The organism is Microcoleus sp. LAD1_D3, from assembly GCF_036702135.1.
GTDB lineage: Bacteria > Cyanobacteriota > Cyanobacteriia > Cyanobacteriales > Microcoleaceae > Microcoleus.
In genome coordinates this window covers 126,370-147,857 of sequence record NZ_JAUBSB010000010.1, presented here as the reverse complement: position 1 = coordinate 147,857, position 21,488 = coordinate 126,370, and the positions used below count along the sequence as shown (strand labels likewise).

The following is a 21,488-nucleotide window of genomic DNA, read 5'->3' as shown; positions in this document are numbered from 1 at the left end:
AAATAAGTCCCTTCGGAATTTCTTCCAAGGTAACGTCTTCCAAGATTCACTAACATTGCTGCTGTGTCTAATCATGCTCTGCTCTAACTTATGTTTTCTGAACACCTCAGACCAATTACGGTCTGTCCTACCCGAACTAAGAAGGTTCCGCTGCTCGTCTAGCCTACGAAAGGGTTCGACTTCCCCTTGACCCTTAGTTCGTTTTTCTTCGTTCCCTCGGTTAGATTGATTGTTCCTTTAGGTGGAGCCAATTTAACTGCTGGATTCCCTGGACTCTTGCCGATATTGATAGTATGATTCGGCGGGAATAAGCTCCAGTGAAGTCGGGAGTTTTTGTCTGTGTCCCGCTTGGGGCTAAGTTACTTTTCTAGGCTCAATTTCACCATCGGAACTCCCCATTAACACCAGTGTCACCTCACATTAGATGTCTGTTTGCGTCCTGTTCCCAGCTTCACTCTCCGAGAATCGAGCTCGGTCGGTGTGGGCAGGTAGGGAGTCATACCTGAGTCTGGCAGAAGGGACTTGCACCCTTATCAGACCGAGAGTTCAGCCTTGTGACTGGAAACGCTATGTACGGACTTTCACCGTGATTCACCTTTCAACGAATCGCACACCATCTACCCCTTTTGCCTAGAATGACCTCCTACTCTACCTTTGAGAGATGCCGTGAAAAGTAAGCACTGTAGTCAAGGGTAGACTACAGTCAGAATCCTTGCATGATATGGATTTAGAGCCTACTGTAGTCACTGTAGTCACAAATTCACCACCTTCTGAAAAATCAGAAAACTTATTGCTGAGTCCCCAACCTGCTAAACCAGTGGCCACCCAAAGGAGCCTAGGACTTTCCAGTTGGGTCAGCAAGTTGTGGTTAAAGATGGAGGGGGTATTTATCAAGGCGCTCGCGGTGAGATTGCAGATATTTGGCACAGCAGCACTGGCACGAGCTATCTCGTCAAGTTTGATAAGCCTGTTAGGAATATTCGGCAGTTTGAGTTTGAAGGTTCCGACCTGATGAAGCTTTAAGCTTTCTCTGAGTTAGAAATCGCTGCTAGTAAGCCTGTGCTGATTGGCAGCGGTTATCTCTGATTGACGGCTAAATCCCGTCCCTATGCGGGGATTTTCATGTCAACAAGTTTTGTCTACAATATGTTGACAGTTATCAGTTATTGTAGACAAATACTGTATACAACTGTCTACAATGAGTCAAAGTCAAGTCGTATCGTTCAGGGCTTCCGGTCACTTCTTGAACTGGATAGAAGCTCAAAGACTAGATGGTGAGTCGGTCAGTCAAGCTGCACAACGCATTCTCAAGAAAATATCAGGCGCGTCTACAACCCTGTCTACATTGTCTACATTGTCTACACAGGATGACGCTACAGCCTTGTATACAATATCTACAGATTTGTCTACAGGAGACCATAACAGCGTCGTGTCTACAGAGTTGTCTACAACTATGGCAGAAACTGTAGACAAGGCTGTAGCCGATCGCCTTGACCCCGTGATGGAACGGATGGCCACCATTGAGGAACGGCTGGGAAAATTGAGTGCCTGAGCGATGGCAACGATGAATCGCTCAGGCAGGAATTGAAAGCGGCTAACAAGCAACTTACAGAATGGGATGCAGAACTGAATCAGTTACACGAGCGCAACGGCGATTTGGGTCTGAAGGTGCAGATGTTGGAGCAAGATCTCAAGGAAGTGCGGCGCGATCGGGAAGCCAATAAAAACTCAGCTCCGACCGTGGCAGAGTTTCCAGCATCGGCCGACGTGCTCAACCAACTCAAGGCACGGCGCAAAAAGTCTAAGGCGGACATGGCAGACGTGGAGGCAATTTTAGAAATACTCCTGTCTGACCGATCGCCCGCTTGATGGGGTGGAGTTAAAACAAAAAGTGGTATATACCGCAGTGGTGCATATACCACTCATATATACCACTGCCTATAAAACTGCACGTGTGGCTAAAGAAGCGGATAGCATCAAAGCCTTGTGGAGTAAGGAATGTACGGAGAGGGTGGGATTTGAACCCACGTTAAAGTTGCCTTTAAAATAGATTTCGAGTCTACCGCATTCAACCGCTCTGCCACCTCTCCAATTGATTTGAGATGTGAGCTAAAATTATTTTACCGCACAGTGCGCCAGATTGTAAATCTTTATAAAAAAGAAGTTTGATTTTCTTCAGATTCCAGAGTGGTCTTAAATCCCCCTGCTGGAGTCCACTGGAGGGCTCCGTCGCGCCCTGTCCAGAATATCTGGATTTTGCTTTGGCGCAGTTGGGCTGCGGTTTCTGGGTCGATTTCGTTAGCAGATGCGATCGCCACTTGCGGCCCAACCGCGCTTAATAACTCAGCCGTCAGGGCTTTTCCTGACCACCACAGCACTTGAGCCGGCTTCAAGGTTCCCGTTGCTGCCAATTTTTTTTGCACTTCCGGTGTCATTTCACCGACGAGCAACCAAGTTCGATTTCCCACCAGGAATTCTACCACCGGAATCTCCGCATTCACGAACTGCAACCGCGTCGAACCCAGATCGACTGCACTGTTAGTTTCTAAAGGAAAGTAAACGCCTTGGCGAGATTGCACAGCCGTTATAAATTCCTGATTGTTGCCACGGTGAATTTGTTTCGGAGCATAAATATCATAAAATGTTTTAATTGGCAAGCGTTCTAGTAATTTTCCCCAACCACTGCTCAAACCTAAATGACCGTGAGTGGCGATCGCAAAATTGACCGAATTAACTCCTTGCTGCTGCAAAAAAGGCAGCACTGTAAACCTTACGGTATTTTCATCACCGCTATTAATTAGCGCCACTTTTCCCCTATCTTGAATTACTAACACTGGTTCGCCCGATGTCGCCAGCAAAGTAACTTGAAATAAAGATGCTTGAACGTGCCAAGCTGGCAAAACTATGATACTTATTCCCGCCACCAGCGCCAGCGGTAAAATCCAAGCAGATGAAAAACTCGGCAGCGAAACAACTCTACTTTTACCCTTCTTCCCTCTTCCTTCTTCCTTCTTCCTTCTTCCCTCTTCCTTCTTCCTTCTTCCTTCTTCCTTCTTCCCTCTTCCTTCTTTCTTCTTGTTTCTTCCCCCAATCCAAACCCAGCAAATTAAACTGTAAAGCGCGATTAGTTGAAACACCGATACTTGACCGACAGCTACCGAATTACCGGGCAATTGCGAGAAATATTCGGCGATCGCAATTAACCACTTTGCCGGATAGTCTAGGACTTGCACAAAAACACTTCCAGCAGGCGGAAAAATCAATCCAGCTAAAGCGCTAATCATTCCCCCAATACTCAAAATCCACAGCAAAGGAGCCGCAATAATATTGACTAAAATGCTGTAAGGTGATACCACACTAAAAACGTAAAGTAACAGCGGCAGCACCCAAACTGAAGCGGCGATCGGAACCACCACAATCGAAGCGATCGCGGGAGGCATCCAGTCCAACTTTGCCATCAGTGGCGGCGTTGTCACAATTAACCCCAAAGTCGCCAAAAAACTCAGTTGGAAACCTAAATCCCAAATCCACAAAGGGTTAACCAGTAGTAAAATAGTAGCAGCGATTAACAGCAATCCCAGCGGCTTAACTTGGCGGTTCAGCACCAAAGCAAATAATGTTCCAAATCCCATCAAAGCCGCACGGCATACTGAAGCTTCAAAGCCAGTTAATCCCACAAGCAAAAATAAAGCACCGACGCCAAAACTAAATTGTAATTGTTTGGAAAAACGCCTGGTTAAACCTAGAACTAAAGCCAAAACCATAGAAACTTGAGTGCCGGAAGCTGCGATCGCGTGGGCTAATCCAGCCTGCACAAAAGAGTCGCGGATGTTGTAAGGTAAATCTACTGCTTGTTTGCCGAGGGCGATCGCACTGATCAGCGGGCCTTCGGGAACATTTAACTGCGATAGCTGCGATCGCACGATCCGCTGCCGCATCGCTTGAATTTTCGATGGCTGCATCCCGCTTGGCTCCAAGAAAGCAGCCGTTTGGCTGTTAACTCGATTTACATCTGCGATCGCTTTTTCTCTCCTCCAGTCGATTTGACGACCTTTGAGCCCTACAAAAGCCCCTTCTCTGGCTAAATATGCTTGAAAATTAAAAGCCCCTGGATTCGACGGCGGCTGCGGTTTGTACAAGGAACCCACAACTGCGATCGTATTGTCGGCGTACAAACCCGTTGCTTGCAGCAGGGGCAATGTAACGTAAAGTTTGCCGGATACTGGGCGGTTGACAACTGCTCCTCCCTCGCCGCCGTTGATTTCGCTAACTAAATCTGTTTCTAGCCAAAATTGCGATCGACCGGATCGAGTCAATCGAGGTGTACTGACCACTCTACCGCGAACTGTCACTGCCACTTCTTGAGTATTCCCGCCAGCCGGAATCAGTTTGCTGATGTCATCTATTGCTGGTTGGGGCGATCGAACTGCAAAATAAACGCTCGCTAGAAATGCCACCAAACCCGCAACTGCCCACACCCATTTCGCTCTCGGCAGCATCTCCAACAAACTCAACTCTTCCCTCGCATCTAAGGGTGCTTCAAGAGGATTTTCTTTTTGTCTGCTGCGTCTTTTATTGGTGACTTTGACAGAATTTTTAGTAAATTTTCGCAACAATTTTGGCAGGGCGATCGCTACCGCTACTCCCAAAGCAAGTATCGCGTATCTACCCCAAGAAACCGCTGTAGAAATCAATCCCAAAATGTATGCAAGACAGAAGATGACACCCGTTGCTTGATTCATTAATTAGTAATTGAGAGGGGGAATATTTCAGGGAAAACTATGCGGAACTTATGCACTCCTTACCAAATAAACCGGATTTTTTAATCAGGATCAAAGGCTAAACGCCGTGTATTTCGATAAAAAACCTGTTTCTGGCTACCCGTGCGTAAGTTATGGAAAAATTTCTTTCCTTACATTCTTTCCCTTCCCCTTCCCCTTCTTCTTCCTCTTCTAAATAGACAGCCCCAATTTTAAACCGAAAGCCGCGTGCAGCACCATAAGTGCAAGGGCTGTCGTGCCTAAATAAGCGTGAACCGCACGCAGTGCCAGCTTATTGCCCCCAAAACCCGTTAGCGAAATCAAGCTGCCAACAGCCAGTAAAACCAGCACCGCCGAACCTGTCCAAAAATGCGGACTTTCCATGACTGGCTGGTGCTGCATCACCAGCGACAGCAAGCCGCCTGTATAGCCCAAAGCTAGAAACAGAAACATCCACGGTGCAAGCTTGCGGTGATCCGAGCGACTTTTGAGTGCGACATCTTTATCGGTGGCCAAACGTCCTTGCCATCCCGTATACCCGACAAAACTGCCCATTGCCACTACCACGATCCCCATCATTACAGGGTGTCCCCAATGGGTAATTGGTTCGGGAATTCCCAGACTGCGAAATTGACTGGCGATGGGTTCGAGTAGTTCGCTGAGATTGATCATTTGCTTGAGATTCCTAACTTTGCGATCGCTAATTTTGGTTTAACCAACAACTTACTATAAATAGCAATATACCAATCGTGATTTTCAATCACTGTTTCCAGCCCGAAGTCTGTATAAAATAAAAGAGCCGGACACAGGAGAAGTGTATTACCTAGCCTCAGCAGGGGATCTGCCATTTCAGTTAATTTGAGCTGAGCAGTATCCAGTTTTTTGTCCCCACACCAGTAAGAGGATGCTATTGCAGACGGCGCTATGATTAAGCCTTACCGATTTTTGCAGCGAATTGCTCAACTGCTCGCCTACGCTTACTCAGCACTGATTGTCAGCTATCTGATTCTGAGACTGATCTTTTGGGACAGGTTGTGGCCGGTTGCCTTGATGGGGGATTTTGTTCCTTGGATTTTCTTGCCAATCTTCCTGCTGCCAATTCTAGGGTTTTTTCTCATAAAGAAACGCTGGTTCGCGATTGTTTCATCTGTGGCTAGCCTCTGCCTGCTGGGTTGGCTACACGTCACCTACTTTTCTCCCCAGTCGGCGAAGATCAGTGACTCCCAGCCAACCCTCAAGGTTTTTTCTCTCAACCTCGGCTGGCATCACAAATCCCCACAAGCTTTGGTTAACCTAATTCAGCAAGAAAAACCAGACCTCATTTGTTTGCAAGAAATTAAGGAGGATTACGCCCAAGAAGTATTCTCTAAGTTGGTGGCATTATACCCGCACCACCTGGGGCGCGGATACCATGTGATTCTCAGCCGATATCCGATTCGCTCTTTCCACAAGTTAAAGCTAGCCGGTGGGAACGAACCACAGGAACGAGCTATTATCGAAATGAACCAGCAAGATGTAGTTCTTTATAACATTTCAACAACCCCACCGTGGTTTCGCCAGCATAAAATTTTGCCTTTTCTCAAAATCCCAGTTTACGACTACGGCGACCGACCGGCACAAATTCAAGATTTAGTGCGACGACTCCAGAAAGAAACGCTGCCGACTATTGCCGCCGGGGACTTTAATCTGACTGACCAGTCTCAAGACTACTCTTATTTGAAAGCGGTTATGCAAGATGCTTTCCGAACAGCAGGAGTGGGTTTTGGCTTTACTTTTCCTCACGGATGGGATTTGAGTTTACTGGTTAAACAGTTAAACTGGAAATTAACTTTTCCCCTGGTGAGGCTTGACTATGTTTGGTATTCTCAGCACTGGGGGGCGAAATCAGCCAAGGTTTTACCGCCAATTGGTTCAGAGCATCTGCCCATGTGGGCAGAACTGCGGATGCGACCGAAATTAGGACGAGTGTAGGGGGTGGACAACACTTTTGTGGGGCTACCACAATGGAATTGGTGTCAATTAAAGCTGCGGGCGAAGATCATGATGCTGTTGGCGAATCCGTGAAGGGTGACACCCCACATTTGCTCCCGTCGCACCCCTCTTAGATCATTTCCGGTAATTACCCGCAATTAATTTTTCTTTCCCTGTTTCTCTTTCTTCTTCCTTCTTGGCGTACTTGGCATCTTGGCAGTTCATTATTAAACCCCCCAAGCCAACAAAGTATTGATTCGCCAACAGTCTCATGGAATTCGCGGCTATCCAAACCAGGAATTTTAGACAAATGAAGATGTTTTCAATCAAGCACTCACTAATTGCTCGAATTAAGCCTTACCGGCTTGGCAGTTGACTGCTGAATCGCCCCTAGGCCATAGCCTCCGGTATGCGCTTCACCCAATCTTCACAGCCTCATCCTCACTCTGGATGTTAAATTCTACCTGCCTGCTTAAAGTTAATTTCAATTCCTTGACTTTTGAATGCCAAGTGAGAAATTAACATCGCAGCCGACGAGGAGTCACACTTCTACATTTTGCTAATCGCTCTCAAGGGAGAATCAACTGCTGAAAAAAACTAGAGGTTCCAAGTTTGAGACTTCTGGCATATAGTATGCCGTCTGCCCAGGCTCACTTCGATCGACTGAGCGCTAAACCGTCTGAAAGCACCCTTCTATGTTGAGCAGCCATCGCTGTGCAACACGTCAACCCTCTCAACTAACTCGCTGGGGATTCGGTTTTAGCAGACAAGCACCCACTTTCTTGCGTCGCCTTCCTCGGAACCGTGCAATCGCTACACTCACTGCGCCGTCGCTAAAGTAGCTTCCGAAGGTTGGATTTGATACTTTACGAGATTTGCCAGTTCTTGTAACTGATTAATCGCTTCTGCACCTTCTAGTTTCATGAGTTCGCGGTCGTCCCGCATCTCAGTCCAAGTGATACCGTAATCTGACACTAAAAATCGAATCAGATGGTTGTCCGTCAAACTGACCATAAATGAGGCACTGTTCATCTGACCCCCGCAAGTGTAGCAGGATGCCAGATAACCCCGATGCTCTAGCACGATCGCTAAAGCTTGGAGATTCATTACCAAATCTTGAACGAATTTACGGTGTTGTTCTGCAAGTCTCAGAAACACAGTTCTCCTCCTATCACCACACCGTGTATTTTACAGCCCATTTAATAATTGCTTAATAAATGGGTATTTAGGTGCTGGTTCAGTATACGTTTAGTATGCTCAAAAAAAATCGGATTAGCGACCTCTTCAGCCTACCTATACTAGATTAACCGAGTTGTGCTCGAAACGAAGTATCAGCAGCGACATTCAGCCAAAACAGGCTCTCGCGGGGGACTCCAGCCTGAAAATTTGCCTGCTGTCAGAGCTGATTCACCCGTCGGATCGGGCAAAGATACAAATAACTAATGATAGTAATGAAATTAGTTAAGTATAAGAGTTCAATCGCCCTGGGGATACTCGTCCCAAAGCGTCGTCGTCTGCCGCAAGCTCCGAAAATCGCCATTCCCCAAAATCAAGTGATCCAGTAGCGGAATCGACAAAAACTGCGCTCCCGCCAGCAACTGTCGCGTCAAAGCAATATCCTCCGGGCTTGGCTCCACAATCCCGGAGGGGTGATTGTGCGAGATAATCGCCCGCGTCGCCCCCTGGCGGATGACCTCGCGAAATATATCCCTAGGGTGAGCCAAAGTTTCCGTTGCTGTGCCGATCGTAATTACCTGAGTACCCAGCAACCGATTTTTCACATCCAGCAGCACCACAGCAAAACGTTCCTGAGACTGCCACATCAAATCCTGACTCAGGGCATCCGCCGCCGCTTGCGGAGAGTCAACCACCGCCATTTCCGGCGGCCGCGACTGAAATACCCGCTTCCCCAACTCCACCGCAGCCAAAATCGAAGTTGCCTTAGCAGGGCCAATCCCATGAATCTGCGTCAACTCCTGAACGCTAATACTGCGTAGCACAGCCAGAGGATCACGGGAATGCAAACTCAACTGATTTAAAATATACTGTCCGAGTCCGACGGCGGAAAGTTTGCCGGGTCCCTGACCAGTACCCAGGAGAATCGCAATCAATTCTGCAGTCGCCAAACTTTTCGGGCCGCCCGCCATCAGCCGTTCCCGTGGCCGTTCACTCGTTGGCAAATCGACAATTCTCAAGCTGTAAGTCATAGATGCACCAGCACCGCAAGCTCAACAATTGCACAATTTTAGCCGATCGATTTGCGTTCTTCAATTGGTACAATCACCGAAAAAAGCCTTCATTATTAACCGAGGCTGTTGGCAGAGCAAATCTAACCTAGCGTTTCGCAAGCGATCGAGTCTCGATCTCGATCAGCAAGCCCTACTTAATATTCTATGGTATTGAGCATTCGCGGTAAGATTATTGATAATAAATATCATTAATTTTTAGAGATCATCCAGCTATGACCATCACCCTGACGATGAAAGAGGATTGGGAACTGTGGGCAGAAGCTAACCACAACAGCCTCCAACCACCAGAACCAGAACCATTTGAAATCCTCTGTGAAATGCCCAAGCAACTCGGCAAAGGCTACTTACGGGATATTGAGGTGCACCCTCATCTTTGGCTTGCGATTTTGGACTATGAATATCACGATGAGGTCCTATATAAAATCCCTGAATGGGATCACCCACTGCAATTTTGCGTTCTTCTTTCCGGCAAAGTCATAGACGAATACGGGGGGCAGTCAGGGGAAGGATATACGTGTATTTCTGGTAGCGGTATTCAACGCAAAATGCTTACAAAATCCCCCAAATCTCGACAGGTGGGCGTTGACATTCATATGCCTCCTGACTTGCTGGCAACTTTTTTCCCCGATGAAACAGGAGAAATTCCCCAGCAGTTGCGTCTGTTGGCAAAGGGTAATGATTGGCAGACTTTGCTCTACCCGGAAACTACGGCGGCTATTCAGGGAGTAGCACAGCAAATTGTCAACTGTCCTTTCCAGGGCATGACAAAGCGGATGTATTTACAGGGTAAGGTGTTGGAACTAATGGCGTTGCAGTTAGCTCCCATCTTATCTGCTCAAGACGGACTGCAACCATCGCCGCGATTGAAGACAGACACCATCGCCCGGATTCATCTGGCTAGGGAAATTTTAGTGGCACGTTTGGAGAATCCGCCGTCATTGCTGGAATTATCGCAAAGTGTCGGGGTGAGTGATCGCACTCTGCAACGTGGATTTAAGGAACTGTTTGGCAAAACAGCATTTAGCTACCTGACAGAGAAACGTATGGAATCGGCAGAGCAGTTATTGCGTCAAGGAAACATAACTATTACTGAGGTTGCTCACCGAGTTGGTTATTCCGAGCCAAGACGCTTTGCTGAAGCCTTTAAGCGCAGGTTTGGTATCACGCCGAGCGGATGTTTATTTGGTAGAAAGTCGTTTTCAGGCACATAATGCGGTTTTTGGCATAGACGCACTTGCGATTGATTCTCTATACTCACCTCCATTGAATTAGAAACTATTTGCAGTAATCGAGTTTGGGTCTAACACCTAATAACTCTTGAAGCACCCCACCCGCGATGTCGCGCACCCTCCCCTTGGTAAGGAGCTTGTGTGTACACGGTAGCTTCTTAAGGGGGGCTAGGGGGGATCTAGATTTAATAGTCAAACAGCATTCTGTGACTGGGTTTGACGTTAAGTTGACACCTCTTGGGGGAGCGATATTACTGCAAAGCGGATTAATTCAGTCAAGTTCTGCAAAAAGCTGGTGTATTGGGAGTTGCGATGAAGCGTTGGTGTTTGTCTGGTAGTGGGCGACTGTGGTTTTTACTGAGTCTATCGGGATGCTTGAATGCTGTTGCCATTGGGCCGGGATGGGCAGAAATTAAACCAATGGGTGAAAAGCAGGAAGTCGAAAGTCAGGAAAATTTACAACCTCTGTTGACTCAAAAAATTCGGCAATTGAGTGAAGTTGAGCTTCCCAGCACTAGCGCAATCATGCTGGTGCAGTCGCCAGCACCAACTAACCCCCCTTCCGTCCAAGGGCGGTTTCATTCTCACCAAAAACGTGAATTTTTTAGGGATAGTGCCCCCGTGCCTACCCCCGACCCAGACGATTCGATCGGCATGTCAGACCAAGAGGGCCGGCACGGGGGCACGGCCCCTAAGTCGAATGAAACAGCCCTGCCTTCCGTCCCCCCTTACCAAGGCCAGGGGGGTGAAATTGTGCAAGTTACATCGGCAGAAATTCAACCAATGGGTGAAAAGCAGGAAGTTGAAAGTCAGGAAAATGTACAATCTCTGTTGACTGGAAAAATTCGGCAATTGAGTGAAGTTGAGCATCCCAGCACTAGCGCAATCATGCTGGTGCAGTCGCCAGCACCCCAAACAGCCCCCTCATCAGAAATTGTACAGGTGACGGGAGTGCAAGCTAGACCCACAGAGAAAGGTGTGGAGGTGATTTTACAGACGACTGTTCGAGAACGATTGCAAATCACTGATCGCAGTGCTGATAATAACTTTATTGCTGATATTCCTAATGCCCAACTGCGTTTACCGTCGGGCGATGCTTTTACATTCAGTTCCCCAAATCCAGTTGAGGGGATTACTGAGATAACGGTAACTAATCTGGATGCCAATACTATTCGGGTGACGGTGGTAGGTGATAAAACTTTACCAACGGTTGAGTTATTTAATGATGATGCAGGTCTGGTTTTTGGTATAACCTCTGCGGCCATTGCGACGCAGCCTCCACTGCAACTAGAACCAGAGCAGCCCACGAGTGAGACACCGCAAGAGGAACCATCGGCACAAACCGATCGGCGGCTAATTGAGTTAGTCGTGACGGGCGATCGACGAGATGGGTATCGCGTTCCGAATACTACGACTGGGACAAAAACTGATACACCTTTGCGTGACATTCCCCAATCGATTCAAGTGGTGCCTCAAGAAGTGCTGCGCGACCAACAGGTGACTCGCTTAGAGGATGCACTTAGAAATGTTGCTGGTGTCAATCAGGCTTTTAACTTTGGGCCACTTACTTTCTATAGCATTCGCGGATTCGATGTAACAGAGACGAATCTTCTCAGGGATGGACTAATTGATACATTGTCTGGACAGGTCAGCGAACTTTCCAGTATTGAGCGAGTTGAAGTTCTCAAAGGTTCCGCATCAGTGCTATTTGGTTTAGGTAATCCAGGAGGAAGCATCAACCTCGTATCTAAACGTCCTTTGCGCGACCCTTTCTATGCTGTTAATGCAACGATTGGCAGCTATAGTTTTTATCGAGGTGCAGTTGATTTGTCGGGACCGCTAAATGACTCGAAGACAGTCTTATATCGTCTTAATTTAGCCTACAGAAACTCAGGTAGTTTTGTCGATTTATTTAATGGTGAAAGCTTAAATGTATCGCCCGTAATCAGTATAGCGCTCGGAGAGCAAACTAACCTGACCTTGGAAGCAGAATATATCAGGACAAGGGATACGATCGCATCTGGCGTACCTGTCATTGGTAGTGTATTACCTAACCCAAACGGGAAAGTGTCCCGTAATCTCAACCTTTTTGAACCTTCTGATAGTTTTGAGCAGACAATTATTAGGCTTGGATACCGGTTAGACCATAAGTTTAGCGAAAATTGGTCGATAAACAATGCGTTTAGGTTTGCATTTCGCGATCTCTATCAACGACGCACAAATGCTGGGAGTCTAGATGCAGACGACAATCGGACTTTTACGAGATCAGCGTCCGAAAGCTCTTCCGAAAATAGAAATTATGCGATGACGACAAATCTGATTGGTAGGTTTTCCACAGGTTCAATTCAGCATCAGCTATTATTGGGATTTGATTTAAATCGTTTTGACAACTTTGATCCACCAATCGATGAATTCGAGGCGGCATCAATTGATATCTTCAATCCTGTATACGGTCAACCGCGAGGAGCAACACTCCCGTCTTCTTTTGGGATTCGACAGCAGACAAACTCATTAGGAATTTATCTTCAAGATCAAGTTGCACTGACCGATAACTTGAAGATTTTGTTGGGTGAGCGGTTTGACTTTATCGATCGAAAATATGAAGATTTAATCAGCAACACAGAAAGCAGTGGGACAGATAGTGCATTCAGTCCTCGCGTTGGGATTGTCTATCAACCCATCCCTGCAATCTCACTGTACGCCAGCTATACAAGCTCATTTACTCCACCAGGCGGCTCATACTTTTTTGGTGTTGACTCTTCCTTCAAGCCAGAACGCGGTAATCAGTATGAGGTTGGGGTAAAGGCAGATTTGAACGATCGACTTTCAGCAACGCTTTCCTTGTTTGATTTGACCCGTACCAATGTCACCACAGCAGACCCTAACAGACCAAACTTTTCCATTCAAGTCGGTGAGCAGAATAGCCAAGGGGTAGAACTGAATCTGGCGGGCGAAATTTTACCAGGATGGAATATTTTTGCGGGCTATGCTTATATCGATGCCCGTGTTACTAAAGATAATACTTTGACACCTGGAAGCCGATTGTCAAATAGTGCAAATCACTCTTTTAACTTATGGACAAGCTACGAGATTCAAGAAGGTAATCTACAAGGCTTAGGTGCTGGAATAGGCTTGTTTTATGTGGGCGATCGCGTTGATTTTAACAATACCTATACTGTACCTAGCTATTTTCGGACTGATGCCTCTATTTTCTATAAACGAGATCGCTTCACAGCCGCACTCAACTTCAAAAATCTATTTGACGTAGAATATTTTGAAAGTTCGCTAGGTAATCGTGTTTATTATGGACAACCTTTTACAATTCAAGGAACTATTTCTTGGCAGTTTTAATAATTGAGACAATCATGCGACATTTTTCCTACTGGCTAATATTAGGCCTTTTCGGATTTACTCTAGTTACAGCTTGCAATCTCCACACATCTCAAAATATATCCTCTTTACCTAAACAATCAACCGCAGAATGTCGCATGGTTAAACACACAATGGGGGAAACTTGTGTTCCTATTAACCCCCAGCGTGTTGTCACCTTATCTTCATGTACTTTAGGCAATGTCCTCGCACTTGGGGTTAAACCCATCGGGACAACTAACGAAGTTTACGTAGAGGGAAACTCTCTGACATCCATTAATGGTGAAACGGAGGGAATAAAATTACTTGGACTTTCACAACCAAATTTAGAAGCAACGTTACGACTCAAACCAGATTTAATTATTGGTGTAGATTGGTTTAAGCCCATTTATCCTTTACTATCTAAAATTGCCCCTACGGTATTAGGTGAGATTGATTTCATAAGCTGGCAAAAACATCTGAGTTTTGTAGCTAAATCACTGGGAAAGCAAAAGGTTGAAAAAGCCCTTTGGGATCGCTACTATCAGCGAATAGAACAGCTAAAACTAGCATTAGGAACTCGCTATCAAGGTAAAAAAATATCCTTCATAACTGTTGGGCGTGAGCAGATATACATTGATTCCAAAAACTCATTTCCTGGTTCTATTATCAGCGATGCGCTTTTGCAGCGTCCAGCCGCACAAAATCTTGATTCAACCTATGGATCTTTTCCTATTTCCTTAGAGGAATTAGAAAAAGCAGATGGTGATATTTTATTTGTGACGACTTTTTCGAGAAATGGCAAGGAATTTCTGGCAAAAAAACAACAAGAGCCACTTTGGAAAAAACTTAAAGCCGTTCAAGAGAATCACGTTTATTATGTTGATTTTATGGCATGGGCGGCGACACATATGCTTGGAACTGACGCTGTAATTGATGACCTTTTTAAATATTTAGTCAACACACCATAAACCTATGCCTAAACACACCCTATTTATCTGCAAATCCTGCCACCGTTCCTCCGCAGAACGACCAAAAAATCCCCCTTTTGATGGCACTATTTTAGTTGACAAGCTGAATACTTTATGCGCCGAACAATTCCCAGACAATGAAGTGGAAATTCAACCAGTGGGATGCTTATGGGCGTGCAATCATGGCTGTGTGGTATCCGTCGCCAGTCCAGATAAACCCACCTATCTCTTCGTCAATCTCACCCCCGGAGAAAGTGCCACTGCATTACTAGATTTTATGCAACTGTATATCAAAAGTGCTAAAGGGAATGTAGTTTGGAAACAGATTCCTGAACTGTTACAATCTGCTATTTTCGCCCAAATACCTCCTGTAGGAATTAATGAAAACCAAAGTAATTCTGATTAATTATCTTCTCTAAATTGAGCATTTACCATGACCTCTTTACCATTAACCAAACAGCATCCCCTCCTACGGTTGTTACACTACGCCAAAAACTACCGCCTTCAAGTATGCACTGCTGTAACCTTTACCATCCTCAATAAAATCTTCGACCTGGCACCATCCTATTTAATAGGTGTGGCAGTAGATGTCGTAGTGGAAAAAGAGAACTCTATCATTGCCCAGATTGGGATTACTAACATCATTGGACTACTGGCAATCCTCTCATTATTAACATTATTAATTTGGACTTTAGAATCACTATCTGAATTTATTTACGATCGCCTGTGGCGCAACCTCGCCCAAACCATGCAGCATGAGCTACGTCTTGATGCTTATAGCCATTTACAAGAACTAGAACTGAGCTACTTTGAAGAACGCTCTACAGGCACACTTTTGTCAATATTAAACGACGATATCAATCAATTAGAAAGATTTCTTGATTCTGGGGCGGCTAGTATTCTGCAATTTATCACCACTATTTTAGCTGTAGGCGGTTCATTTATTCTCATCGCCCCCACTGTAGCTTGGTTGGCAATCCTACCCACACCCTTCATATTCTGGGGTTCATTAGAATTCCAGAAACGACTCGCACCCCGTTATGCAGATGTCCGTGACAAAGCCGGATTTATTAATAGTCGTTTAGCTAATAACCTCTCAGGGATTGCTACAATTAAAAGCTTTACTGCTGAAACCTACGAAAGAGGTCGTGTCCTTACTGACAGTGAAGCCTATCGCCGCAGTAATGCCCGTGCGATCGCACTTTCTGCTGCTTTTTATCCAGCTATTCGATTAGTGGTTGTAATCGGTTTCATCGCCACACTGTTTTTTGGTGGGGTTGCAGTGGCAAATAATCAGTTAACTGTGGGAACCTATGGTTTCATGGTATTCATTGTGCAGCAATTACTGTGGCCTTTTGCCAGTTTGAGCGAAATTATGGACGAGTATCAACGGGCTATGGCTTCCACCAAACGAGTCATGGGATTGTTAGATACTCCCATTGCTATTCCCACAGGGAAACATCCTTTACCGTTAAAAACAGTACGCGGTGAGCTGCATCTTGACAATATTACCTTTGCATACAACGATCGCACCAATGTACTGCAAGATTTATCATTGCACATTCCCGGCGGGGCAAGCATTGGCATTGTCGGTGCAACAGGTTCTGGTAAAAGTACCCTAGTTAAGCTACTGTTACGCTTTTACGAAGTCCAAGGCGGACAAATCCTGGTTGATGGTATCGATATTCGGGAGTTACAACTTGGGGAATTACGACGCTGTATTGGTTGGGTGAGTCAGGATGTATTTTTATTTCACGGTACGGTTGCAGAAAATATTGCTTATGGCAGTTTTGATGCTAGTCATGAAGAAATTATCCATGCTGCCAAATTAGCCCAGGCTCATGAATTTATCCTGCAACTACCCCAAGGATACGATACTATCGTCGGTGAAAGAGGTCAGAAACTTTCCGGTGGTCAACGGCAGCGAATTGCGATCGCCCGTGCTATTCTCAAAGATCCACCGATTTTGATTTTGGATGAGGCTACCTCTGCGGTGGATAATGAGACGGAAGCGGCGATTCAGAAGTCATTGGCGATGATTACTCAAAATCGAACTACGATCGCGATCGCCCATCGTCTTTCCACAATTCGTCACAGTCATTGTATTTATGTGATGGATCGCGGTCAAATTGTCGAGCAGGGTAAGCACGAGGATTTACTAGCACTTGATGGAATTTATGCCAGTCTGTGGCGCGTACAGTCTGGGATTCATTAATACTTGCCTTAGATGGAACGGCCTACAACAACACCCAGTAATTGGATATGTCCCTGTTCAATCTGAGGGCTAATAAACAGTTAATTGTTGAGAGAGTGCATAAAATGACAAAAGGGTTCACAAAATCGTATAGAGAATGGAAAAAGCCTCAAATATCAGCCTTAGTTGGTCTGGTTTTGGGACTGGTTATCTTGTTGATTTGCTTGGTATACAGTGTCACGTTAGGTGCAGCAGAAATACCTCTAGAAAAGATTTTGACATCCTTTGTTGCCTTTGATGGTTCCTACGATCACCTAGTCATTCAGACAGTAAGATTACCTCGATCGCTCATTGCTATACTCGTAGGTTCAGCCTTGGCAGTATCAGGAGCGTTAATGCAAGGTTTGACACGCAACCCCTTAGCAGATCCAGGTATTTTAGGTATTCAGTCGGGGGCTGCATTGGCTGTAGTTGCCACAATTTTTGTTTTTGGTAGTTCGTCTTTGAGTGTTTTAACCATTGTGGCCTTTTTGGGTGCAGGAGTCACAGCAATTTTAGTCTACTTCCTTGGTTCTCTAGGAAAAGGAGGGCCTACACCATTGAATCTCACAGTAGCAGGCGCTGCGCTCACGGCTCTGATTTCTTCCCTGACTACTGCTATCCTGATCGTCAGTCAACGCACCTTAGAAGAAATTAGATTTTGGTTAGCAGGTTCACTAGCTGGGCGCGATATCAATATGTTCTTGCAAGCACTGCCCTTCGTCGCCCTTGGATTAGTCGTTGCTTTTGCCCTTGGTAAACAAATTACTACCATGAGTCTCGGTGAAGACATAGCAAAAGGCTTAGGTCAACAGACAGCTTGGGTGAAAATCATCACGGCAATTAGCGTTGTTTTACTGGCGGGAAGTGCCGTATCTATTGCCGGCCCAATCGGCTTTATCGGCTTAGTTGTTCCCCATATCGTGAAATTTTTCATCAAAGCTGATTACCGTTGGATTTTGCCTTATTCCGCAGTGGTAGGTGCAACTTTACTTTTGGTTGCAGATATTGCGGCGCGTGTATTAATTAAACCCCAGGAACTACCTGTGGGAATAATGACAGCACTGGTTGGTGCGCCCTTTTTTGTCTACTTGGCTAAGTCAAAGGTGAAGAAATGAAGTTAGATTGGCTCGTCATCCGTTCCGAAGCGATATCTTTTCGCATAGACAAACGTGTGCCACTGATGCTGTTATGTTTGGCAGTGGTGATTGTAGTGGCGATGGTGATGAATGTGGGCAGAGGAGAATATCCCATTTCGCCCTTGGATATCGTCAAAACTGTATTTGGTTTAGATACAGGCAACCCAGACCATGCTTTCGTGATTCATAACCTACGGCTAGCCCGCACCCTTGTCGCTTTCATGGTGGGAGTGGCGTTTGCTATTTCTGGCACTATCTTTCAAGGTCTCACACGCAATCCCTTAGCTGACCCTGGTATTATTGGCATCAATGCTGGGGCAAGTTTAGCAGCAGTGACAGTAATTGTCTTATTTCCATCAGCACCGATTTATACGTTGCCTGTTTCAGCCTTTGCAGGTGCTTTATTGATGGCTGTTTTAATTTACTCCCTGGCTTGGAATAACGGTAGTTCGCCGATTCTATTAATTTTAATGGGTATTGGCTTGTCTGCGATCGCCAGTGCATTCACCAGTTTAATGATTACCTTTGGGGACATTTATGACGTTAGTAATGCTTTGGTTTGGTTAGCTGGCAGTGTCTACGGACGCACTTGGGAGCAAGTCTTTTCCTTCTTACCTTGGTTGATTGTTTTCGTACCAATGGCGTTGACATTGGCAAGACATTTGAACGCCTTAAATTTAGGAGATGATGTCGCTAAAGGTTTAGGTACTCGCGTGGAATGGCAACGTGGTTTGCTAGTGCTGGTGGGTGTAGCTTTAGCAGGTGCAGGGGTCGCTACTGCGGGAATGATTGGTTTTGTCGGTTTAATTGCACCTCATTTAGGCAGACAGTTGGTAGGTACAAATCATGAAGGGTTAATTCCTACTTCTGCATTGTTAGGAGGTGTGATTGTGGTGGTCGCAGACTTGCTAGGAAGAACGTTGTTTGCACCTATCGAACTTCCTTGTGGCGTGGTAACTGCTGCTATCGGCGCTCCTTATTTTCTTTTTTTGTTAATTCGGAATCGCAAAAAATAAGTAATTGGCGACTGGGAACTTGATAAAGATCATATTTTATCAACCCAAAATTTAGGTTTTCCTAAATCCAAACTCTCAAATCCAAAATCTAAAATGGTATCACTTATGAAAGGACTATCAACCAGAGGTTTATCTTTAGCTTATGATGGTGTGCCAATTATCCGAGACTTAAATTTGGCCATTCCTACCGGACAAATTAGTGCTTTAGTTGGTGCTAATGGTTGCGGTAAATCAACTTTGTTAAGAGGTCTGGCAAGACTTCTCAAACCAGATCATGGTACTGTATATCTTGACAGCACCTCAATTTTTAAGCTTTCCACCAAGGAAGTAGCGCAGCAGTTGGGTATTTTGCCTCAAGGGCCAGTAGCACCGGAAGGGTTAACAGTCAGAGATTTGGTAGCACAAGGACGTTACCCTTATCAAAATTGGTTGCAGCAGTGGTCAGCCAAAGATGAAACAATTGTGCAACAGGCACTCTTAATTACAGATTTACTGAAGTTGGCAGATAGAGCATTAGATACTTTGTCTGGTGGACAACGACAGCGAGCTTGGATTGCAATGGCACTAGCACAGGATACAGATATTTTACTTTTGGATGAGCCGACTACTTTTTTGGATTTGGCGCACCAGATAGAAGTTTTAGATTTGTTGTATGAGTTGAACCAAAGTCAGAGAAGGACAATTGTGATGGTATTGCATGACTTGAATCAGGCGTGCCGTTATGCTGATTATCTAGTTGCTGTCAAAGATGGTCAGATTTTTGCGGCTGGGGAACCGAAAATGGTAATGACTGAGGAGATGATACTCTCAGTTTTTGAGTTAGAGTGTCGTATTATTTCTGACCCAATTTTGGGTACGCCAATGTGTGTGCCGATAGGACGTAAGGGAAAGTTAACTTCCTCGGAAACAAACGTGTGCGAGTAGCAATGGAACAAAAATGTACATTAACGACTGATAAGTCTGATTCAGCCACTCCACGAGCTCCCGATAACTTTTGAATCAGGCGCGATCGTTCTTTCTGGCTAGCAGTGCGACTGGTTTTTAGTTCAGTTCGCGATCGCACGCTACCCAAAAAAACCCGGTTTCTCGTTGTCGCGATCGAGCGTATATGACCAAATTACGTGAAGAAACCGGGTTTTTGCGATCGCGAACTGAGATCAAATCTAAGGCAGTGTTTCGCAAGCGATCGAGTCTCGATCTCGATCGAGCTTAAACGGATCGCCCGGATATGCCTCTAAAACTCGCTGCGCTTCGGCTTGAGTCGCAAAGTCAGAACAGTTGCAATCCGAGTTAACGCAACTCGGAAAATCGGCACTTTTAACCGAAGGTTTAGAAGACTCGTAAATAACTTTCTTGGTATCTTCCTTTGGCTGCTGTGCATCAAGAGCAATCTCTGCGGTTCGTTCAACAGATTTGACTGAAGATGGCAATTTGCGATCGGGATCTGGTTTGGCAAGTGCAGGTGCGGGAGGAGAAATTGTAGGTTTCGGTGTTGGTAATAGGGTTTTCACAGTCTCCGGCTTGGGTGTCACCACTGCCGAAAGCGGTGATGGCTTAGCGGTTTGAGATGATTCTAGCCGATCGGTTGGGGCCGGAGGCGCCACCGAAACTTGGCTTAGCGGATTGGGTGCGGTTACGCCAACAAGTACAAACGAAGCCACCATCAAACCGCCGTACATCGCGGCCGATCGCTTGCGGGTTGGTGCGGCCACCCATTTCGGATTAACAATACCCAGAAAGAAGGCAGGGATAGACAATAGAAAGCTTAAGACGAAAAAATTAAACATAGCGATTTTTAGCAGTAAAAAAGAGAAGTCATCCAGGACGCAGAAACCGGGTTTCTTTTACCAAAATCCGAGGTGAAGCACGAAGGATATCTGTTTAAACCACCTGATTTCTTTAATCCCTGTGCGTAAGTCCTGAGAAGTTAACTTCCTTATTTATCGACCGACCAACTCACAAATCCCTATGATTTACAAAGTAAATAGAACGCTGGATATCCTACGCGGGTGAAAGCCGGCTGATGAGTGTATTTCTCGTTAGTAAACCCACGATTTTTTCCTACAATTCGCGATCGCACTCCGACGCCTATAAACCGGGGTTTTTAATTGCAGTAAATGAGTAGAACCAAGTATTTTTCTTAAAAAACTACGTTTCTGGCCCCAACCGGGCGTAAGTCCTGGTAAAATTTCTTGTAATGCTGCCAAAAAAGTGAGCTGCATACCCAGCTACCTTCAGCGCAAAGGTGCGCTTACCCTAAATTCTGGCCATTCAGTTGAGGCCAGCAGCCCCGATGAAACTGGTTGTGGCGCCTTAGGTGCTGTAACCCCAAGCAAAACGAACGAAACTGCCATCAAGCCGCCGTACAAGGCAGCCGATCGCTTGCGAGTTCCTAGTCCCACCCATTTAGGATTTAGCAGACCCAGACAAAAAGCCGGTGTGGAAAACATGAAAGTTAATACAAACAAGCTGGACATCACGCACCTCCGACTAGCGAATTGCAGCTATTAATTACTTTTATCTCCAATTGATAGCTCAAAAATCCGCTTAAAAAAGTTACAGTTTAGGATTT

18 protein-coding genes and 1 tRNA gene are annotated in these 21,488 nt (G+C 45.7%); 13 read left to right on the top strand and 6 right to left on the bottom strand.

Features of this window, described 5'->3' with window-relative positions; genetic code table 11:
• Positions 1-849 precede the first annotated feature (849 nt).
• The 3 genes from QUA74_RS08725 to QUA74_RS08715 all read left to right on the top strand — a co-directional run bounded on the left by QUA74_RS08725 (position 850) and on the right by QUA74_RS08715 (position 1,869).
• Complete coding sequence (locus QUA74_RS08725; protein WP_333327057.1) at positions 850-1,023, top strand: hypothetical protein; 174 nt, start codon at positions 850-852, stop codon at positions 1,021-1,023.
• Between the two features lie 175 nt (positions 1,024-1,198).
• Positions 1,199-1,552 carry a hypothetical protein gene (locus tag QUA74_RS08720; RefSeq protein ID WP_333327055.1) on the top strand — a complete coding sequence of 118 codons (354 nt, stop codon included), beginning with the start codon at positions 1,199-1,201 and terminating at the stop codon, positions 1,550-1,552.
• A 32-nt stretch (positions 1,553-1,584) separates the two neighbouring features.
• Positions 1,585-1,869: a flagellar alpha dynein gene (locus QUA74_RS08715; RefSeq protein ID WP_333327053.1), complete on the top strand. Its 285-nt coding sequence runs from the start codon at positions 1,585-1,587 to the stop codon at positions 1,867-1,869.
• 134 nt (positions 1,870-2,003) lie between these two features.
• Here the strand turns inward: QUA74_RS08715 and QUA74_RS08710 are convergent.
• The 3 genes from QUA74_RS08710 to QUA74_RS08700 form a co-directional block, all read right to left on the bottom strand.
• Positions 2,004-2,090, bottom strand: a tRNA-Ser gene (locus QUA74_RS08710).
• A 60-nt stretch (positions 2,091-2,150) separates the two neighbouring features.
• The gene (locus tag QUA74_RS08705) at positions 2,151-4,742 is read right to left on the bottom strand and encodes a ComEC/Rec2 family competence protein (RefSeq protein WP_333327051.1); all 2,592 of its coding nucleotides are present in this window, start codon (positions 4,740-4,742) and stop codon (positions 2,151-2,153) included.
• 210 nt (positions 4,743-4,952) lie between these two features.
• Positions 4,953-5,432, bottom strand: coding sequence for a DUF4079 domain-containing protein (locus QUA74_RS08700; RefSeq protein ID WP_006634842.1), 480 nt, complete (start codon positions 5,430-5,432; stop codon positions 4,953-4,955).
• Positions 5,433-5,684: 252 nt separating this feature from the next.
• On the opposite strand from QUA74_RS08700, the gene QUA74_RS08695 reads away from it, so the two are divergent.
• The gene (locus QUA74_RS08695; protein WP_333327049.1) at positions 5,685-6,731 is read left to right on the top strand and encodes an endonuclease/exonuclease/phosphatase family protein; all 1,047 of its coding nucleotides are present in this window, start codon (positions 5,685-5,687) and stop codon (positions 6,729-6,731) included.
• A gap of 819 nt (positions 6,732-7,550) precedes the next feature.
• On the opposite strand, the gene QUA74_RS08690 is transcribed toward QUA74_RS08695, so the two are convergent.
• Complete coding sequence (locus QUA74_RS08690; RefSeq protein WP_015176985.1) at positions 7,551-7,889, bottom strand: DUF1815 family protein; 339 nt, start codon at positions 7,887-7,889, stop codon at positions 7,551-7,553.
• A 317-nt stretch (positions 7,890-8,206) separates the two neighbouring features.
• The gene (radC, locus tag QUA74_RS08685) at positions 8,207-8,938 is read right to left on the bottom strand and encodes a RadC family protein (protein WP_333327047.1); all 732 of its coding nucleotides are present in this window, start codon (positions 8,936-8,938) and stop codon (positions 8,207-8,209) included.
• A gap of 254 nt (positions 8,939-9,192) precedes the next feature.
• Between radC and QUA74_RS08680 the strand changes: the two genes are divergently transcribed.
• The 8 genes from QUA74_RS08680 (at position 9,193) to QUA74_RS08645 (ending at position 19,840) form a co-directional block, all read left to right on the top strand.
• Positions 9,193-10,191: an AraC family transcriptional regulator gene (locus tag QUA74_RS08680; RefSeq protein WP_333327045.1), complete on the top strand. Its 999-nt coding sequence runs from the start codon at positions 9,193-9,195 to the stop codon at positions 10,189-10,191.
• A 330-nt stretch (positions 10,192-10,521) separates the two neighbouring features.
• Entirely contained in the window at positions 10,522-13,560 is a 3,039-nt protein-coding gene (locus tag QUA74_RS08675; RefSeq protein WP_333327043.1) for a TonB-dependent siderophore receptor, read from the top strand.
• Positions 13,561-13,697: 137 nt separating this feature from the next.
• Complete coding sequence (locus tag QUA74_RS08670) at positions 13,698-14,528, top strand: iron-siderophore ABC transporter substrate-binding protein (RefSeq protein WP_333327041.1); 831 nt, start codon at positions 13,698-13,700, stop codon at positions 14,526-14,528.
• 4 nt (positions 14,529-14,532) lie between these two features.
• Positions 14,533-14,934 (top strand): DUF1636 family protein, encoded by a 402-nt coding sequence (locus tag QUA74_RS08665; RefSeq protein WP_333327039.1) that lies wholly within the window; start codon positions 14,533-14,535, stop codon positions 14,932-14,934.
• 27 nt (positions 14,935-14,961) lie between these two features.
• Entirely contained in the window at positions 14,962-16,743 is a 1,782-nt protein-coding gene (locus QUA74_RS08660; RefSeq protein ID WP_333327037.1) for an ABC transporter ATP-binding protein, read from the top strand.
• Positions 16,744-16,847: 104 nt separating this feature from the next.
• Entirely contained in the window at positions 16,848-17,879 is a 1,032-nt protein-coding gene (locus QUA74_RS08655; protein WP_333327035.1) for an iron ABC transporter permease, read from the top strand.
• Positions 17,876-18,916, top strand: coding sequence for an iron ABC transporter permease (locus QUA74_RS08650; RefSeq protein ID WP_333327033.1), 1,041 nt, complete (start codon positions 17,876-17,878; stop codon positions 18,914-18,916). The genes QUA74_RS08655 and QUA74_RS08650 overlap by 4 nt, the downstream gene beginning before the upstream one ends.
• A gap of 105 nt (positions 18,917-19,021) precedes the next feature.
• The gene (locus tag QUA74_RS08645; protein WP_333327031.1) at positions 19,022-19,840 is read left to right on the top strand and encodes an ABC transporter ATP-binding protein; all 819 of its coding nucleotides are present in this window, start codon (positions 19,022-19,024) and stop codon (positions 19,838-19,840) included.
• Between the two features lie 239 nt (positions 19,841-20,079).
• Here QUA74_RS08645 and QUA74_RS08640 read toward each other — a convergent pair whose 3' ends face one another.
• Positions 20,080-20,703 carry an excalibur calcium-binding domain-containing protein gene (locus QUA74_RS08640; RefSeq protein ID WP_333327029.1) on the bottom strand — a complete coding sequence of 208 codons (624 nt, stop codon included), beginning with the start codon at positions 20,701-20,703 and terminating at the stop codon, positions 20,080-20,082.
• 424 nt (positions 20,704-21,127) lie between these two features.
• Here QUA74_RS08640 and QUA74_RS08635 point away from each other — a divergent pair, with 424 nt between their 5' ends.
• Positions 21,128-21,427, top strand: coding sequence for a hypothetical protein (locus tag QUA74_RS08635; protein ID WP_333327027.1), 300 nt, complete (start codon positions 21,128-21,130; stop codon positions 21,425-21,427).
• Positions 21,428-21,488: the final 61 nt, after the last annotated feature.

Bases quoted from the DNA above. Each gene is read 5' to 3' on its own strand.
- QUA74_RS08655 (WP_333327035.1), top strand. From the start codon at position 16,848: ATGACAAAAGGGTTCACAAAATCGTATAGAGAATGGAAAAAGCCTCAA.
- QUA74_RS08675 (WP_333327043.1), top strand. From the start codon at position 10,522: ATGAAGCGTTGGTGTTTGTCTGGTAGTGGGCGACTGTGGTTTTTACTG.
- QUA74_RS08670 (WP_333327041.1), top strand. From the start codon at position 13,698: ATGGTTAAACACACAATGGGGGAAACTTGTGTTCCTATTAACCCCCAG.
- radC (WP_333327047.1), bottom strand. From the start codon at position 8,938: ATGACTTACAGCTTGAGAATTGTCGATTTGCCAACGAGTGAACGGCCA.
- QUA74_RS08705 (WP_333327051.1), bottom strand. From the start codon at position 4,742: ATGAATCAAGCAACGGGTGTCATCTTCTGTCTTGCATACATTTTGGGA.
- QUA74_RS08720 (WP_333327055.1), top strand. From the start codon at position 1,199: ATGAGTCAAAGTCAAGTCGTATCGTTCAGGGCTTCCGGTCACTTCTTG.
- QUA74_RS08695 (WP_333327049.1), top strand. From the start codon at position 5,685: ATGATTAAGCCTTACCGATTTTTGCAGCGAATTGCTCAACTGCTCGCC.
- QUA74_RS08665 (WP_333327039.1), top strand. From the start codon at position 14,533: ATGCCTAAACACACCCTATTTATCTGCAAATCCTGCCACCGTTCCTCC.
- QUA74_RS08700 (WP_006634842.1), bottom strand. From the start codon at position 5,432: ATGATCAATCTCAGCGAACTACTCGAACCCATCGCCAGTCAATTTCGC.
- QUA74_RS08650 (WP_333327033.1), top strand. From the start codon at position 17,876: ATGAAGTTAGATTGGCTCGTCATCCGTTCCGAAGCGATATCTTTTCGC.
- QUA74_RS08660 (WP_333327037.1), top strand. From the start codon at position 14,962: ATGACCTCTTTACCATTAACCAAACAGCATCCCCTCCTACGGTTGTTA.
- QUA74_RS08640 (WP_333327029.1), bottom strand. From the start codon at position 20,703: ATGTTTAATTTTTTCGTCTTAAGCTTTCTATTGTCTATCCCTGCCTTC.
- QUA74_RS08645 (WP_333327031.1), top strand. From the start codon at position 19,022: ATGAAAGGACTATCAACCAGAGGTTTATCTTTAGCTTATGATGGTGTG.
- QUA74_RS08680 (WP_333327045.1), top strand. From the start codon at position 9,193: ATGACCATCACCCTGACGATGAAAGAGGATTGGGAACTGTGGGCAGAA.